18 protein-coding genes are annotated in these 16904 nt (G+C 44.3%); 10 read left to right on the forward strand and 8 right to left on the reverse strand.

What is annotated here, in order from left to right; genetic code table 11:
* Position 1: 1 nt before the first annotated feature.
* Together MMAH_RS01715 and MMAH_RS01720 are read right to left on the reverse strand one after the other, a co-directional pair.
* On the reverse strand, positions 2-436 hold the full coding sequence (locus tag MMAH_RS01715; RefSeq protein ID WP_013036823.1) for an RNA-binding domain-containing protein: 435 nt from the start codon (positions 434-436) through the stop codon (positions 2-4).
* On the reverse strand, positions 423-974 hold the full coding sequence (locus MMAH_RS01720; protein WP_013036824.1) for a dephospho-CoA kinase: 552 nt from the start codon (positions 972-974) through the stop codon (positions 423-425). Before MMAH_RS01720 ends, MMAH_RS01715 begins: the two co-directional genes overlap by 14 nt.
* A gap of 68 nt (positions 975-1042) precedes the next feature.
* Between MMAH_RS01720 and MMAH_RS01725 the strand changes: the two genes are divergently transcribed.
* From MMAH_RS01725 to dinB, 7 genes are all read left to right on the forward strand, one after another.
* Positions 1043-1996 carry a tRNA dihydrouridine synthase gene (locus tag MMAH_RS01725; RefSeq protein ID WP_013036825.1) on the forward strand — a complete coding sequence of 318 codons (954 nt, stop codon included), beginning with the start codon at positions 1043-1045 and terminating at the stop codon, positions 1994-1996.
* Positions 1997-2192: 196 nt separating this feature from the next.
* On the forward strand, positions 2193-2738 hold the full coding sequence (locus MMAH_RS01730) for a pyruvate ferredoxin oxidoreductase subunit gamma (RefSeq protein WP_013036826.1): 546 nt from the start codon (positions 2193-2195) through the stop codon (positions 2736-2738).
* Positions 2738-2998, forward strand: a complete 261-nt coding sequence (porD, locus tag MMAH_RS01735) for a pyruvate synthase subunit PorD (protein ID WP_013036827.1) — start codon at positions 2738-2740, stop codon at positions 2996-2998. Before MMAH_RS01730 ends, porD begins: the two co-directional genes overlap by 1 nt.
* A complete protein-coding gene (gene porA / locus MMAH_RS01740; RefSeq protein ID WP_013036828.1) occupies positions 2999-4213 on the forward strand; it encodes a pyruvate synthase subunit PorA in 1215 nt (404 codons plus the stop codon).
* Positions 4210-5088: a pyruvate synthase subunit PorB gene (porB, locus tag MMAH_RS01745; RefSeq protein WP_013036829.1), complete on the forward strand. Its 879-nt coding sequence runs from the start codon at positions 4210-4212 to the stop codon at positions 5086-5088. Before porA ends, porB begins: the two co-directional genes overlap by 4 nt.
* Positions 5089-5112: 24 nt before the next feature.
* Positions 5113-5751, forward strand: coding sequence for an endonuclease III (gene nth, locus MMAH_RS01750; protein ID WP_013036830.1), 639 nt, complete (start codon positions 5113-5115; stop codon positions 5749-5751).
* A 108-nt stretch (positions 5752-5859) separates the two neighbouring features.
* Positions 5860-6951 carry a DNA polymerase IV gene (gene dinB / locus MMAH_RS01755; protein ID WP_013036831.1) on the forward strand — a complete coding sequence of 364 codons (1092 nt, stop codon included), beginning with the start codon at positions 5860-5862 and terminating at the stop codon, positions 6949-6951.
* A 5-nt stretch (positions 6952-6956) separates the two neighbouring features.
* On the opposite strand, the gene MMAH_RS01760 is transcribed toward dinB, so the two are convergent.
* The 3 genes from MMAH_RS01760 to MMAH_RS01770 are packed head-to-tail and all read right to left on the reverse strand — an operon-like array spanning position 6957 to position 11594.
* Positions 6957-7415 carry a bifunctional nuclease family protein gene (locus tag MMAH_RS01760; protein ID WP_013036832.1) on the reverse strand — a complete coding sequence of 153 codons (459 nt, stop codon included), beginning with the start codon at positions 7413-7415 and terminating at the stop codon, positions 6957-6959.
* Positions 7416-7462: 47 nt separating this feature from the next.
* Positions 7463-8002 carry a M23 family metallopeptidase gene (locus tag MMAH_RS01765; protein ID WP_013036833.1) on the reverse strand — a complete coding sequence of 180 codons (540 nt, stop codon included), beginning with the start codon at positions 8000-8002 and terminating at the stop codon, positions 7463-7465.
* Positions 7986-11594 carry a hydantoinase B/oxoprolinase family protein gene (locus tag MMAH_RS01770; protein WP_013036834.1) on the reverse strand — a complete coding sequence of 1203 codons (3609 nt, stop codon included), beginning with the start codon at positions 11592-11594 and terminating at the stop codon, positions 7986-7988. The genes MMAH_RS01765 and MMAH_RS01770 overlap by 17 nt, the downstream gene beginning before the upstream one ends.
* Before the next feature lie 126 nt (positions 11595-11720).
* Between MMAH_RS01770 and MMAH_RS10265 the strand changes: the two genes are divergently transcribed.
* Positions 11721-12146 (forward strand): phosphatase PAP2 family protein, encoded by a 426-nt coding sequence (locus MMAH_RS10265; protein ID WP_013036835.1) that lies wholly within the window; start codon positions 11721-11723, stop codon positions 12144-12146.
* 6 nt (positions 12147-12152) lie between these two features.
* Here MMAH_RS10265 and purF read toward each other — a convergent pair whose 3' ends face one another.
* From purF to MMAH_RS01785, 3 genes are all read right to left on the reverse strand, one after another.
* Positions 12153-13565, reverse strand: a complete 1413-nt coding sequence (gene purF / locus MMAH_RS01780; protein ID WP_013036836.1) for an amidophosphoribosyltransferase — start codon at positions 13563-13565, stop codon at positions 12153-12155.
* 28 nt (positions 13566-13593) lie between these two features.
* A complete protein-coding gene (locus MMAH_RS10270) occupies positions 13594-13764 on the reverse strand; it encodes a 50S ribosomal protein L37e (RefSeq protein WP_072358969.1) in 171 nt (56 codons plus the stop codon).
* A gap of 79 nt (positions 13765-13843) precedes the next feature.
* Positions 13844-14062, reverse strand: coding sequence for an LSm family protein (locus MMAH_RS01785; RefSeq protein ID WP_013036837.1), 219 nt, complete (start codon positions 14060-14062; stop codon positions 13844-13846).
* Between the two features lie 164 nt (positions 14063-14226).
* On the opposite strand from MMAH_RS01785, the gene thiD reads away from it, so the two are divergent.
* Both thiD and MMAH_RS01795 read left to right on the forward strand, forming a co-directional pair.
* Complete coding sequence (gene thiD / locus MMAH_RS01790) at positions 14227-15555, forward strand: bifunctional hydroxymethylpyrimidine kinase/phosphomethylpyrimidine kinase (protein ID WP_013036838.1); 1329 nt, start codon at positions 14227-14229, stop codon at positions 15553-15555.
* Positions 15556-15644: 89 nt separating this feature from the next.
* Positions 15645-16901, forward strand: a complete 1257-nt coding sequence (locus MMAH_RS01795; protein ID WP_013036839.1) for a mechanosensitive ion channel family protein — start codon at positions 15645-15647, stop codon at positions 16899-16901.
* Positions 16902-16904: the final 3 nt, after the last annotated feature.

Raw genomic sequence — 16904 nt, forward strand, 5'->3', positions numbered from 1 at the left:
CTCACTCACCTTCTCTTAATGGAGGCATATCCTTTTCATAGACAGGTTTTCCTTCTTCTGTGGGGGGTGCTAACCAGTTTATTATGTCTTCCAGTTCTCCTCCATTGCATTGAATTTCCACGTGGATCGACCCGAGTTCTTCTTCTCCTGCAGGGAAACTAATGCGTCCCACAAAAGCAACCTGTTTATTGAGCATGAAACTTATTTTTTCTTCCGGGCTGTGTATTCCTTTTTCGAGAACGGACCTTGCAGTATCGAGAATTTCTTCATCCCTCAGCAGGTGGTGGAAGATTTGCAGGTCACGATGGTTGCAATCTATAACTGCGATATTATCATCTAAACGGGGTGCAAGACCACTAATCCTTGTAAGGCCCTCACATACCTTTGAGGCATCCTCTGTTGGATTTACACAGGCCCATAACTTAACGCTGGCCATTTATCCTTTCCACCGTATCTTTTACGTGCTGTCTGAATTCCTTGAGACTTGCGGTGTTGTCAATGGTTACATCGGCAGTTTCCATTGCCTGGCCCATTCCCCATTTCATTTCCCTTTCATCCCTTCTCTTCAAATCTTCGATTTTTTGCATATCATCGCTTCTGCATCTTTTGCGTACACGTTCAAACCGGTTCTCAATAGGGCTGCTTATAGCTATTAATGAAAATTCATTTCCAAATTCTTTCTTGAAAGTTTCCACCTCTGCAATCCCGCGGACGCCATCGATCACAACAACATCGTCACCTTTCTGTTTGATTTTCGGGATACATCTCCTGGCAACGGCATCCATACCTTCTTTGTCTCTCAGGTCATTGGCTATCATTCCCGTGTTGCTGTCTGTTGGCTCGAGCTGGCGGTGCTTGACCTCTTCCCGGATCACATCTCCCATATTGATTACATTAAGTCCCATATTCCGGATCACTTTAGAGGCTTCGGATTTCCCGGAGGCGGGCATTCCTACAAAGGCTATTATTTTCATGAGTTGCTTCTCCTTTCCTGCCCTATGATATGTTATTATTTATATATCGTTATCCCATAGGAAATACCATGCGAATCGGAAAGGTAAGACTTGGGGGAAACCTCCTGCTTGCTCCAATGGCAGAGGTGACAAATCTTGCCTACCGGGTAGTTTGCAGGCGCAGGGGGGCATCCTTTGCCTTTACCGAGATGGTTAATTCCGAAGCCATCCTGCATGGCAATAGAAAATCGTATCAGATGGCATCAAGCTGTGCAGATGAAGGTATATTCGGTATCCAGATATTTGGTAATTCCCCGGTCTCTATGGCAAAAGCAGCAGGTATACTTGAAAATACAAAATTCCCCTCTATTATAGATATTAATGCGGGATGCCCGTCTCCCAGAATCCGTAAAACGGGTGCAGGTTCAATGCTCATGGAAAAACCTGATGTGCTGGAAAATATTGTGCGTTGCGTGGTGGAGTCAGTAACTGTGCCGGTTACTGTAAAGATACGCGTATTCAGGGATGTGTCACAGACTGTAGAACTCGCATCAAGACTGGAAAACGCCGGTGCCTCAGCCATAACAGTCCATGGAAGGACTGCCACCCAGCAATATTCGGGGTTGGCGGATCATTTGTACGCTCGCAGGATTAAAGAGGAGTTATCAATTCCTGTTATTGCAAACGGGGATATCCGGAATGGTGCTTTTGCTGCCCAGCTCCTTGAATATACAGGATGTGACGGTCTTATGATAGGGCGGGCCGCAATGGGGGATCCTGATGTCTTTTTAAGGATAGAGACATTCCTTGAAAACGGCACAGAGTTTCCTTCTGCTGATTGTGATCAGCGAAAAAACCGTCTGGAGGAATACCTGAAACTGCTGGAATCGTATGGGTTGGAGAAAAACGTTAACCTGGCAGCACATTCCGCCTGGTTTACCAGGGGTCTTGCAGGTTCCAGGTCATTTCGCAAATCCATCCAGAATGTAAAAAATAGTGATGGTATTATTTCCAGGATGGAAGTGCTATGTAGCGAGTCATAATTGCTTTCTTGTAGTTCTTCCAATATAAATTTTTGTCATTTGTTATCACCGAAAAACTAAATAGGAATTAGCTATTCTACACAATTAAACATTGCATTTATTCCAATTACCATCCAAACGGTAATTGTTGGTGCACGCGGACTAATATCCGCTATCTACAATTATATGTCCATTACATTTGTTACGGAGAATACAGATGAAAGAAATAAGAATACATGGTCGAGGCGGACAGGGTTCGGTAACAGCCGCCGAACTACTGGCAGGCGCCGCTTTTGAGGATAGCCAGTTCAGTCAGGCATTCCCGGCCTTTGGTGTCGAAAGACGTGGAGCACCGGTTCAGGCCTTCACACGGATAAGCGATGCTCCTATCAGGCTCAGGAGCCAGATATATGAACCGGATTATGTAATCGTTCAGGACCCCACACTCATTGAAGTAGTAGATGTAGAAAGCGGGGCAAAGGATGATGGTATCATACTGATTAACTCTGATTTTGCTCCGGAAGATTTTGATCTTGACACCAATGCCCGTATAATGACCGTTAATGCAACAAAGGTAGCTCTTGATATCATTGGCAGACCGATTGTCAATACTGTTCTTTTAGGGGCCTTTGCAGGTGCTACCGGCGAGGTCAGGGCCAGTTCAATTGTCAATGCGGTAAAAGGGCGCTTCTCTGGTAAGATCGGAGAGAAAAACGCAGAGGCTGTGCAGAAAGCCTATGATTTGATGGCGGAGGAAAAATAATGAGCATTCCACTTGGAGGAGTCTGTGAACCAGGTACTACGAGGTTAAACAAGACCGGTGGCTGGAGGACTTTCAGGCCAGTCTATGACTACGATAAATGTATCAAATGTAAATTATGTGAATTGCTCTGTCCCGACATGGCGGTACTACCCAGGGACGACGGGTTCTTTGAATTTGATTACGACTACTGCAAAGGATGTGGAATCTGTGCCAATGAATGTCCCACGGAAGCCATTGATATGGTACTGGAGGAAAAATAAATGACAGTTATACGTACCCTTGAAAAGGATAAGATGGATGTGGCCGAAGGTTCCTATGCAGTGGCTCATGCTGTGAAGGTATGCAGGCCAAATATTATTTCCGCATATCCTATCACACCACAGACCCATATTGTGGAGGACCTTTCCCAGTTTATGGCCGATGGTGAGATTCCCAACTGTGAATATATAAACGTGGAATCCGAGTTCTCCGCCCTTTCAGCCCTAGTGGGATCCGCAGCAGCAGGTGCACGGTGTTATTCAGCCACCACCTCACAGGGTCTGGAACTGATGCACGAGGTTCTTTTCAATGTGTCAGGGATGCGCCTGCCAGTTGTAATGACCATAGCAAATCGTGCGGTCAGTGCCCCTATCAACATCTGGAACGATCATCAGGATTCCATTTCCCAGCGTGATACCGGCTGGATCCAGATGTATGCTGAGGACCTGCAGGAAATTTCGGATATGACCGCCCAGGCTTACAGGGTTGCAGAAGATAAGGATGTAATGATGCCTGCAATGACCTGTATGGATGGTTTCATCCTGTCTCATGTTTATGAGCCCGTGGTATTGCTGGAACAGGATCTTGTGGATGAATATCTGCCTGCTTTTGAACCGGAATATACACTCGATCCTAAAAACCCGCTGACCTTCGGTGCCTTTGCAGATCCGAGTGCATATACGGAATTCAGGTATCTGCAGCAACAGGCAATGGATAATGCACTACCCAAAATAGAAGAAGCTGCCAATGAGTTCTATGAGATATTTGGAAGGTACTATGGTGGCCTGATTGATGAATATGAGACAGAAGATGCTGACATCATACTCATGGCTATGGGTTCACTTGTGGGAACCATCAGGGATGTCGTGGATAAACTCCGTGCGAAAGGAGTCAAGGTTGGTTTGCTTAAAGTAAGGACTTTCAGGCCATTCCCGGCAGAAGCAATAAAGAATGTTATCAAGGATGCCAAAGTCGTTGTCGCACTTGACAAGAACATCTCTTTAGGACTCAATGAAGGTTCTCTCTTTACCGAGACCAAGGCAAGCCTGTATAATACTAAGGTTGATGTCCCGATAGTGGGCAGGATGCTTGGCCACGGTGGTCGTGACATTCCCGTAAAAACCATTGAGGACATTGTAGAGGAAGCCAAAGGCATAATCTCTTCGGGTATCAATACTGAGAGCAAATATGCTGATCTGAAGGAGGAATTGTTGTGAAATCATTGTTTACATCAGGACACCGTGGTTGCGCAGGTTGCTGTGACGCAATGGTGGCCAAGTTCACCCTTATGGCCGCAGGGGAAGACTGTATCGTTATATCTCCTACCGGCTGTCTGGAAGTTATGAGTACACCCTATCCTGAAACTTCCTGGGAGGTTCCATGGATACACTCCCTTTTCGAGAATGCAGGAGCTGTGGCTTCTGGTGTGGAAGCTGCCCTTAAAGCAATGGGTAAGAAAGGTGATACCAAGGTAATCGCTCTGGCGGGAGATGGTGCTACCCTTGATATAGGGATGAGGTCCATTTCCGGTGCCTTTGAGCGGGGTCATGATATTACCTATGTATGTATCGATAATGAGGCATACATGAATACCGGTGTGCAGAGAAGTGGTGCCACACCCTTTGATGCATCCACCACAACAAGCCCTGCCGGAAAGGTTTCCTATGGGAATCCCAGACCCAAAAAGAACATGCCTGCAATTATGGCAGCTCATGGTTCTCCATACATTGCCACAACTTCCCTTGGTTATCCCAAGGACATGATCAAGAAGATCAAGAAAGCAACAGAGATTGAAGGTCCCACCTACATCCATGCCCATGCGCCCTGTACCACAGGTTGGGGTTTTGACACTTCAAAGACCGTGGAAGTTGCAAAACTGGCAGTACAGACCGGTCTGTGGCCGCTGTATGAAATGGAAAACGGTGAAGTTACAAAGGTACGCAAGATAGGTAAACAGAAAAAACCTGTCGAGGATTATCTCAAGATGCAGAAGCGGTTCAAACATCTTTTCAAAATGGAAGGTGGAGAGGAACAGCTCAAACTGATCCAGGCACTTGCAGATAAAAATATTGAAGATTTCGGGCTTGAATAAGCCTGAATCTTATTCCCTTTTTCTATGACAGCAAACAATCTTTCTAATTTCCCTCAAATATGGGGACTTCTTAAAAAAGAATATCCTGATCCCCAACCTGCTCTGCATTTCAAAACCCCGCTCCAACTGCTTGTAGCCACTATCCTGTCGGCCCAGAGTACGGATGTGCAGATCAATAAAGTCACACGTGAGTTGTTCAGGAAATACCGTTCGGTCTTTGATTATGCGGATGCGGACATCAGTGAACTGGAAAAGGATATCTATTCCACAGGTTTTTACCGCAACAAGGCCAAACACCTGCAACAGAGTGCCAGAGTTATTATCGAGGACTTTGATGGTGAAGTTCCGTCCACGATGGAAGACCTGTTAAAACTCCCCGGGGTGGCCCGCAAGACCGCTAATATAGTGCTTGCAAGAGGTTTTGGTGTAAAAGCGGGAATTGCTGTGGACACTCATGTCAAACGTCTTGCTACACGCCTGGGTTTTACTGTAAATAAGGATCCTGTCAAAATTGAACGGGATCTGATGGAGCTTGTTGACAGGAATGAATGGGACGATTTTTCCCTGACATTGATATTACATGGCAGGAACATATGTTTTGCCCGCAAGCCCGCCTGTGGGAAATGTGTTGTAAATCACCTCTGCCCCTCGAGTTTGGTTTGATATCTCCTCTCCTTATAGTTCATTTCATTCAGACCTATATGTAACAACAAGAGTGTGAATCCATTTTTTCCACAAACTATACAAATCTAAAAAGCCTCTCTTTTTATTATGTCACGTATTGTTGTCCACGTAGACATGGACTACTTCTATGCTGCTGTCGAGGAGCGTGAAGACCCTTCTCTTAGGGGCAGGTCTGTAGTGGTCTGCATGTATTCGGGTAGAGGGGAGCACAGAGGCTCGGTAAGTACTTCCAATTATACAGCCCGCAAATATGGTATAAAATCCGGTATGCCATGTTCCAGAGCCATTAAACTGAATCAGGATGCTGTTTTTCTTCCTGTAAGAAAAGAGTTTTACACTGAAGTTTCTGACAGTATCATGGAAGTACTGCGCTCTCATGCGGATAGTGATGAATCTTTTGAGCAGATAAGTATAGATGAGGCATTCATCGAAGTTACGGCAAACTGTAACGATGATTTTGAATGTGCCCTTAAATTGGGTGAAGATATTAAACAAAAGATTCTGGAAAAAGAACAGCTGACCTGTTCTGTGGGGATTGGCCCCAACAAACTCATTGCTAAAATGGCATCCTCGGAAAATAAACCCAATGGAATTACTGTCATTTCACAACATGATGTAAAACCATTTCTGGAAGATCGGACTCCTTCTCAACTCTGGGGTGTGGGGGATGTCACAGCCGGCAGGCTTGAACAGATGGGCATAAAAAAAGTGGGGCAACTTGCTTCTTCGGATATTGTGTCTCTTACAGATGCTTTTGGTAAAAAGAAAGGCTCATGGCTCAAAAAAGCGGCACAGGGGATGGATGAGTCTCCTGTCAGGCAGCGGGAAGGCAGTGAGCAAATTGGAAGGATAGCCACTTTACCGGAAAATTCATCGGAGTATGATCTGATAATGCCAGTTCTGGATAACCTTGCCGATGATGTGATCAGAAAGACCATTGAAAGAGGCGTTTCTTTCCGTCAGGTTACACTGATCGTAATCACATCTGATTTCAAAACCCAAACTCGTAATCATACCCTTCAGAGGGCGGTTGCTGAGAAAGAAATTCTGAGGTCAAATCTGGACAAATTGTTAACAACCTTCCTTGAGGAAAACAAATCGGCCATTCGCCGTATTGGAGTTAGGGTTGCCGGGTTACAGGAAGTATCGTCTCAGACAACGCTTGCTTCTTATTTTTGAGCCATTTAAAGAAGAGATTCGAATGATTTCGCACCGTCCAGTTTTTCGGGACTTATTATGTCATTTTCCAGGATTTCATCTTTGATGTTGATTGGAACATCTGCTCGCAGGGCAAGGGCGATACAATCACTGGGTCTTGCATCGAATTCCATTTTTACATCATTTTTGCTCAAAGTCAGACGGGCGTAAAAGACTCCTTCTGCCTTTTCGTCAATCAATACGTTTTCAACTTTACCTTCCATTCTTGAGAGGATGGACATCAAAAGGTCATGGGTCATTGGGCGTGGTGTAGTTTCACTGTTTAATGCATTATTTATGGACAGGGCTTCCAGATGCCCGATATAAATCGGCATTATTTTTCCGGCCGGACTTTCGAGGATGACAGTCGGTGCTATTCCCTCATCCATTTTCATCAGGTAAACTCCCTTAACATTAACCTGGCAGGTTTCGTCTTCCTCTGGCATGCCTTTATCATGAAATTCAATAATATTAATATCTTATCAATTGATTTTTATTGATGTAAATAATGCAGGGGATTCAAGAGGCCTGGAGGTTTTTTGGACCCGAACCAGTTACCTCCCAGATACAATTTATGATCTGTAACAGGGTATTCTTCCCAGATTTCAAAATGCAGCATGGCAGGATTTTTTTCTTTGAGTGCCTGGATGTATCGTGGTGATGTGCTGTTTATCATCGCAGGGTTGAGTACCTGCCCGACTTCTCCAATCTGGTCATATTTTTTGACCCTTGTACCTTTTTCCGGAATGGTCATGTCCATTTCCCCGTATTTATAATATGTCCCGGAGTTTCCCCGGATTATTAGATGGTAGGTTTTATTCCAGTACTCTATCATTGAGGGTGAAGTCATGATTCCAATTTCTACAACTTCCCCTTCCTCTATGGCGAAAACCGGGGTTCCTTTTTCTGCATATAGGTCAATGCCACAGTGATGGCGGTCTTTTCTGTCTTCCCAGAAACAACCCGCTTCACCATCAGCAGGTACATGTAACGGTACTGGAAGGGGGCATCTTTTTTCATTCCCTGTTTCCATAGCCCCCTCCTCCGGGAGTTTTAATAATGAATGTATCTCCTTCTTCCACTTCGATTTCATCAGCTGCTGCGAGTTCAATAGTTTCCCCACTTTTCCTTTTTAGGAGGTTTTCGCCGGTGCTTGCATTTCCCCCGCCTGCCATTCCTTCTGGTGGGTATTTCCTGTGACTGGAAAGAATTGCTGCCTTCATTTTTTTGAGAAAATGTATCTTTCTGAGTACACCGTTGCCTCCCTGAAATTTTCCTTTTCCTCCGCTACCCCTCCGAATATTGAATTCTTCTATTCTCACAGGAAAACGTAATTCCATGATTTCAGGATCTGTTATCAGGGAATTTGTCATGTGTGTCTGCACCGCATCTTCTCCATCAAAACCATTGCCTGCTCCTGCCCCTCCACAGATGGTCTCATAATACTGGAATCTGTCATTGCCGAATGTAAAATTATTCATTGTTCCCTGGGACGGTGCAAGTGTACCGAGGGCTCCGTAGAGACAATCCACGATGTATTGGGAAGTTTCGACATTGCCGGCTACAACAGCTGCAGGATATGACGGATTAAGCATCGAATTTTCGGGAATGATTATCGTAATAGGTCTGAGACAGCCCGAGTTAAGCGGAATGTCATCCTGCACAAGTGTCCTGAATACGTAAAGTACCGCAGCTTTGCAGACTGCAGACGGTGCATTGAAATTGCTTTTTGTTTGAGGCGAAGTGTGTGTAAAATCTATAATTGCTTTTGTGTTATCCCTGTCAATTCTTACCCGTACCGCAATTTTACTGTCATCATCCAGCCTGTACTCAAAGTTTCCGTCTTCTAAAACATCAATTACTTTTTCCACTGCCTTTTCGGCATTATCCTGTACGTGTTGCATGTATGCAGTAATGGTTTTCAGGGAATAGGTATCAACAAGTTTTCTGAGTTCTTCTATTCCTTTCTGGTTGGCAGCAATCTGTGCTTTGAGGTCTGCGATGTTCTGTTCGGGATTTCGAGGGGGATATGTTGCCTGGTTGAAAAGTTCAAGCAATTTTTCTTCCCGGAATTTTCCTTGCTCTGTAATTTTGAATTCTTCAATAAGGACTCCCTCTTCCTCTATCCTTGTGCTTAATGGTGGCATGGAACCCGGAGTGATCCCGCCGATATCCCCATGGTGGCCTCTGGATGCGACGTAAAATTGTGGTTTTCCATTGCTAATAAGCGGGGAAACTGCGGTAATATCAGGGAGATGGGTCCCTCCATGATAGGGGGAATTGATAATGTATGTATCACCTTCGCTGAAATCATTTTCATGATTGCGGATCACCTCTTTTACTGCATCTTCCATTGAGCCCAAGTGTACCGGGATGTGGGGCGCATTTGCAACAAGATTACCGCTGCCATCAAAGATTGCGCATGAGAAATCCAGTCTTTCCTTAATATTTACCGAATGGGCTGCATTGCGTAACCTGTATCCCATCTGCTCGGCGACCGACATGAAACGGTTATTGAATATCTCAAGCATGACGGGATCGACTTCAATACCAATATCCGCTCTGGGCTTTGTTATCCTTTTTTCCAGCAGCAAATGATTGTGTTCTGTCACGGAAGCCTGCCATTTACTTTCCAGTATAATAGTAGTTGTATTTTCCATGATTAGGGCAGGCCCTGTAATCCGATTGCCGGGTTTGAGAACATCTCTTGTGAACAAAGGTATCCTGTGCCATCTCCCTTCCATGTAAACTTCCTTTGAAGACGCAGGGTTTGGGCTTTTATCTGTTAATAAATGGGTTTTTTCTGCAGGCGTCTTGCTCTTGCCGATAATTTCCACATAGGCAGAATCCACGACCAGTTTTCTATTTTCGCTAACAAAACCAAAACGTTCTGTATGCAGGCTGTGAAAAATTTTTATCATTTCGTCTATAGGTCCACATGGCACATCAAAAGTAGTTTCAGTACCTTCATATTTCAGGCGCACCCTTTCCACTTTTTCGATGTCAATATTCCTGTCACCTGTTGCAAGCATGCGTTCCATTCCTTTTTCAAAAAGGTTTTTTGTAACATCCGCCAGTTCCTTTTCAATTCCCTCTTCAAGATACTTTTCCAGAGCCTTCTCCTCGATCACCCGTCTGTCTGCAAGTCCCATCCCGTAAGCTGACAGTACTCCTGCAAAGGGATGAATCAGTATTTTTCCAATACCCAGAGAATCAGCTACAAGACCCGCATGTTGGGCTCCCGCACCTCCGAAACAACAGAGAATATAATCTTCAAGATGATACCCTCGTTTCACCGAAATATGCTTGATGGCATTGGCCATATTTTCTACAGCCACCTTCAGGAAACCTTCGGCGACTTCCTCCGGATTCATGCTTTTGCCGGTTTGCAGCTTTATTTCTTCTGCAAGTTCACGAAAATTTTCCACAACAATATTTCTGTCAAGGGGTAAGTCTGCATTCTCGCCGAAAATTTGGGGGAAATTCTGTGGGCTGATCTTGCCCAGCATCACGTTACAGTCAGTAACTGTAAGTGGACCACCTTTCCTGTAGCAGGCGGGTCCGGGGTCAGCACCTGCAGAATCGGGTCCTGTCTGGAACCTTCCATCTTCAAAATGCAGAATTGATCCACCGCCTGCGGCAACTGTATGTATGTTCAGCATGGGAGTGTGCAGATGTGTTCCCGAGATGGTGGATTCGAGGGTTCGTTCCATTTCTCCCCTGTAATGGGCTACATCGGTGGATGTCCCTCCCATATCAAAACTGATTACGCGGTCAAACCCTGCCGTCCTGCAGACTTCTGCCGATCCTACGATACCGCCTGCTGGTCCCGAGAGTATACTGTCTTTGCCCCGGAATCTGTCTCCATCTACAAGTCCGCCGCTGGATTGCATGAAGAAAAGATCAGTCGATTTTTTCTGGTCATTGAGTTTGTTGCGAACCAGATTTACATAATGTTCCAGCACCGGGGACAGGTATGCATCCACAACTGTTGTTTCTGCCCGGGCAACCAGCTTGCTTAACGGGCTTGTGCGATGAGAGAGGGATATATTGGTATATCCTGCATTATGTGCAATTTTTTCGATTTGTTCTTCGTGAGCATGATAGCGAAATGAATGCATGAGGGCAACTGCGACAGAGCGGTACCCCTTATTGTAATATTCCATAAGTTTTTCTTTGATATCGTCACAGTCCAGAGGATTTACTATTGTTCCGTCTGAGCTGTACCTTTCCCTGGCTTCAATAACTTCTTCATAGAGAACTTTGGGTTTTTTGATATCAAGTGCAAATATAGAGGGGCGGTTCTGGTATCCGATTTTCAGGATGTCCCGGAATCCTTCCGTTATTACAAGAACTGTAGGCTCTCCCCTGCGCTCAAGCAGTGCATTCGTTCCTACAGTGGTTCCCATGCGGATAGATGTAATTTTTTCTGCAGGAAGGGTTTCATCTTTTCTGAGATTCAGGACCTGTCGGATTCCTTCTATAGCAGCGTCTTCGTATTGTTCGGGATTGTCGGACAGGAGTTTGTGTGTCAGGAGCTTCCCTTCTGGTTTCAGGGCGACGATGTCGGTGAAGGTACCGCCCCTGTCGATCCAGAAGTCCCAGGAATTTGAATTATTTTGCATGTTTTCACAGCGATTATCCTGCAAAATTGTTTATATCTGGCTTACAATCTTCTGTCAATGCCATTTTAGGAGTTTGATTTACAATTATTTCATTACATAAATTCCATTGAGGCTCTTGACTTTATCATGGTTCCCCTGACAATAGCGGGAAATCTGTTTATATGGTTGTTAATCGCTGCATTTCTATATATATTTAAAGGTAAGTCCTATGCAGTCTATTACTTGTCACTTTTGTTAATAATATGGCTGGTTGTTTATGGGATGAAATCGTTATTCATGGTTCCCAGACCAGAAACAGGACGTATCCTGGTGGAAGCAGCCGGTAATTCATTCCCCAGCGGCCACACAGCACTGGCTTTTGGAACTGCCACTTTTTTGCATCCAGTGTCAGGCAAATCAAGTTATATGTTCTGGATATTTGCCATGATGATGGGAATCAGCCGTATTACAGTAGGTGTACATTATCCTTCGGATGTTGTAGCAGGTGCAATAGCAGGTATTATTCTGGGTTATGCAGGTTTGCTTTTGTATCCTGCATTTGTAAAAAAGTAAATCGGTTTAGAATTGATTAAGCCGGGTTTGCCTGCACTGACATTTTTCCCCGGGAATTTCCAGAGGATATACTTCAGTCAGACATCCCATACACAGGTCCTCTTTGTCAATACCTATGGCTCTGACCAGTCCATCTACACTGAGGTAGCCAAGGGAATCTGCGTGTATGGTATTACAGATATTCTCCACTTTGTTGTTGGACGCGATTAATTCATCACGGGTGGCCATATCAATCCCCATATAGCAGGGGGCAATTATAGCGGGGCTTCCAATTCTTGCATGTACTTCCCTGGCACCAGCATCCTTTATCATATTGATTATTCTTCGGGAAGTAGTTCCCCTTACAACACTGTCATCGATGAGTACTACCCTTTTTTCCTCTATGTTTTCTGCAATAGTGTTCATCTTGAGCCTGACAGCTGTTTCCCTCATTTCCTGGCCTGGAAGAATAAAGGTCCTGCCAATATAACGATTTTTCATCAAACCTTCCTGATACTGGATGCCCGATTCCCGTGTATATCCGACAGCAGAAGTTATGCCCGAATCAGGTACCGGGGAAATAATATCCGCTTCAACAGGATGTTCTTTTGCAAGTTCCCTTCCAATACGTTCCCTTACTTTGTAGACAAGCTGGCCATCAATTACAGAGTCAGGTCTTGCAAAATAGATGTATTCAAAAACACAATGTGCTGCATGTGTGGTATTGTATACCTGATGACTTTCTACTTCACCATCTTTTAATACAACGACTTCTCCGGGTCTTACGTCCCGGATAAGCTTGCCGTTTAATGTATCAATGGCAACACTTTCGGATGCCACTACCAGCCCAAGGTCAGTTTTTCCTATGCAGAGAGGTTTGATTCCAAGCGGGTCTCTTGCGGCGATCAGGAGGTCATCGATCATTATGGCCAAAGAATATGACCCTTCAAGCCTGTTCATCACATTTTTGATTGAATCTACAGGTCCGTGTTTTAGCAGTTCCTTGACCAGAAGGTGGGCAATAACTTCGGTGTCAGAATCGGTAATAAAAATCCTGCCTTCAGATTCCAGTTCGTCCCGCAGGTCATGGCCGTTTACCAGGTTTCCATTATGGGCAATAGCTATAGTACCACTTTTGTAATTCACAATAAGGGGCTGGCAATTTTCTATGCGCGAGTGGCCCGTTGTGGAGTAACGTACATGGCCAATACCTACATGACCTATCAGTTTAGCAATGTCTTCCCTTGCATAAACTTCCGGGACAAGTCCCATTCCTTTCATTGAATGGGTAGTACCGCCATTGTAAACAGTAATGCCGGTGGATTCCTGACCTCTGTGCTGTAGTGCATAGAGAGAATAGTAAATCTGAAGTGCGGCGGTTTTTGATTGGGATTTTGTATCGTCAAGCAAAACCCCCACAACACCGCATTCTTCCTTCATTTGCACCTCAGCAAAGGAATAAGAGTAATCAGTATTTGCACTTGCGCTGCCACTTGTAACTTCTCATACGTGAGGTCTTACCAAATCCGCAGGATGTGCACTGCTTGGTATGGATGTTAAGAGATACGCTACCGCAACGTCTGCATTTAGCATGTGTACGTTTCTGTCTTTTTCCTCTTGAGGGAGTACCTTTTGACATTATTTATCACCTTGTAATATGGATGGTAGTAATCAGTATTCTGAAGGGTATCATTGATTGCCCTGATTATTCTTATATGTTACGGAGATACGTATACAACATTATCGCCACGGACAACAACGCTGCCAATCTTGCGGATTATTTCTCCTTCCTTGATCTCTTCAGCTTCATCCAGCACCAGATTCATGTGAACGTCATATCCCTGTAGTGTTCCACGAAATTCTCTTGCACCTTTCAATCTTACGATTACGGCTGTATTTAATGCGTTGTTCAGTATGTCCAGAGGTCTGTTTCCCATATTGAATTGCCCCGTAGGTATAATATTTAAATCTAGTTTACCCAAACTAATTTAATTGGGTGTTTGCATGTAATAATGTAAACCTCACATGTTGCAAATACTATATATAAAGCTATCGCAGATATTCTGCATCAGTCAAAGAAATTATCATCAGGTGAAATTATATGAGCAATACAAAAGTGGCCCTTACGATAGCAGGTTCGGATTCCGGCGGAGGTGCCGGTATAGAAGCAGACATTCGCACTTTTTCAGCATTGGGAATGCATCCCACATGTGCTGTCACATGCATCACCTCCCAGAATACAATGGGACTGCAGGATTCAATGGAGGTTCCTATATCCCATATATCCTCCCAGATTGATGCGGTATGTACGGATATGGACGTAAAATGGGCAAAAACAGGAATGCTTTCTTCTCCTGAAATCATTGCTGCGGTTGCATCAGAGGTTAAGAAGCACCGTCTTAAACTTGTTGTGGATCCGGTAATGACTGCCGAGGCAGGAGGTACTTTGCTTGCTGAATCTGCTCTTAGTACCCTGAAAGAAACATTATTGCCTCTGGCTTTCGTTGTAACACCCAATATATATGAGGCAAAAGCCCTGTCAGGAGTTACGATAAACACCTGGGAAGATGGGCAAAAAGCAGCTCGCAGGATAGCAAAATTCGGTGTGGATAATGTAATAATTACAGGAGGTCATTTTGATGCTTCGGATCTTGTCTATGAATCCCACAATGACACATTTACAACAATATCAAGTCGATTTGTTAAAGGAGGAACTCATGGCTCAGGCTGTACCTATTCGGCGGCTCTGCTTGTTTATCTCTCAAATGGATTGAGAGTTCCCGAAGCTTCAAGGTGTGCCAAAAGGTTTGTAGAAAATGCCATTTCCAGAAGTACCGATGTTGGAATGGGTGTATCCCCTGTAGACTCACTTGCTTTTCTGCGTAATTCAGCTGCAAAATATCATACCCTTGTGAATACTACTGATGCACTTGATACCTTGATTTCGGAAAAGACATTTTCAAAACTTATCCCTGAGGTAGGGTGCAATATTGCCATGGCAACCCCTGAGGCTGAAACAATATCCGATGTAGCCGGTGTACACGGTCGTATAACCCGTTCAAAAGGCAGGCCTGTGGCATCAGGGTGTGTTGGGTTCGGTGCCAGTAAACACGTCGGGAGTGTGGTACTTGCTGCTATCCATTCCAATCCTGAAATCAGGGCATGTCTGAATGTTAAGTACAGCAAGGAGGTACTTGCTGCCTGTAGTCAGATGGGTTTTGGTATTGCTTCTTTTGAACGCAAGGACGAACCTTCCCATGTGAGTACAATGGATTGGGGCACGGCTTATGCAATAGGAAAATATGGTAAGGTTCCGGAAGTCATATATGATGAAGGCGATGTCGGGAAAGAACCCATGATAAGACTGCTTGGCAGGAATGCTACAGATGTGGTGGAGATGGCCCTGAAAATAGTCGAAAGAATTAACTGATCGGTTTTGGGTATAGGTATAAGTAAGTACAGACTTTATACCTTATACTGGTTATTTCCAATATTAAAGGGGGATATTGTATCGCAGTAATGTTCGATGATTTTTATTCGACTATTGTAATAGTTATATTGACATTACTGGTGGTCCTTCTTCTCCAGTATCTTTTCAAGAAAACTTTGATTTTCAAAGGTGACACTTTCATAAGGAATCTTTTCTTTACCCTTATAATATTCCTGGGTATGATGCTGGTTATATTTTCCCTGCCGATATCCAGTGATTCAAAACAGATTATTGTAAGTGCGATAGGTATTATTGTTGGTGCTACGGTAGCTCTTTCTTCTACCACTTTTGTTTCAAACGGAATGTCAGGTATAATGATCCGGCTCATCAAACCATTCTATGTGGGTGATTACATAAGAAGCGATGAAATCTTTGGCAGGGTGACGGACAAAACTATACTCTATACACGAATTCAGTCCGAATATCGTGATCTTATCACCGTGCCAAACCTGAAAATAATGTCCAATCCCCTGACTACCATCCGCTCGTCGGGAACCATAATCTCTACTAATGTTTCACTGGGTTATGATGTATGCCGGCAGGATATTGAAACAGCCCTTCTAAAGGCGGCTGATGAGACAGGTCTGAAGGATCCTTTCGTACATGTTCTTGAGCTGGGGGATTTCTCCGTCACCTACAAGGTGGGGGGTCTGCTGAAAGAGACTAAAGCCTTGCTAACTGAACGTTCTAATTTTAAGAAGGCAGTGCTGGATTCCCTTCATAGGATGGATATCGAAATTGTATCCCCTACATTCATGAACCAGAGGGTCATGAAGAATGGTAAACGATTCATCCCGCCCCTGAGGGAAAATAAAAAGGATGAGGAGGAATTCCGGGCTGATAGGGATTATATTCCCAGGGTATCCACCGAAGAAATCATTTTTGATAAGGCTATAGAGGCTGAAATGCTGGATAAAGCTCGAAAAACGCTGGAATATTTCGATAATAAAAAGGATAAAGTGGAAAAACAAATTTCCTGCCTTCCTGACGAATCTGCCGAAATCCAGAAGAATAATTGGTCTTCTATAAAGGATCGATTGGGCAACATAGAGCAGATTGTTGAGGCACTGGAAAAAGCTCCGGAACCGGGAGAAATGGAATCATCCCCCGAAGGCCTGCTCCATTCCAAGGTACTTGAACACCTCCGTTCCATCATGGACAGCATTCTTGAAGATTATAACCAAATGGTGGAAACAATGGAATCTGAGTCCTGTGAGATTGAGGATAAAAAATCTGATGAGTTATCCGATAGTGGTGAATCTGTCAGTGAAAATGATGTTAATTAAATA

Origin of the sequence: Methanohalophilus mahii DSM 5219, assembly GCF_000025865.1 — an archaeon.
Lineage (GTDB): Archaea > Halobacteriota > Methanosarcinia > Methanosarcinales > Methanosarcinaceae > Methanohalophilus > Methanohalophilus mahii.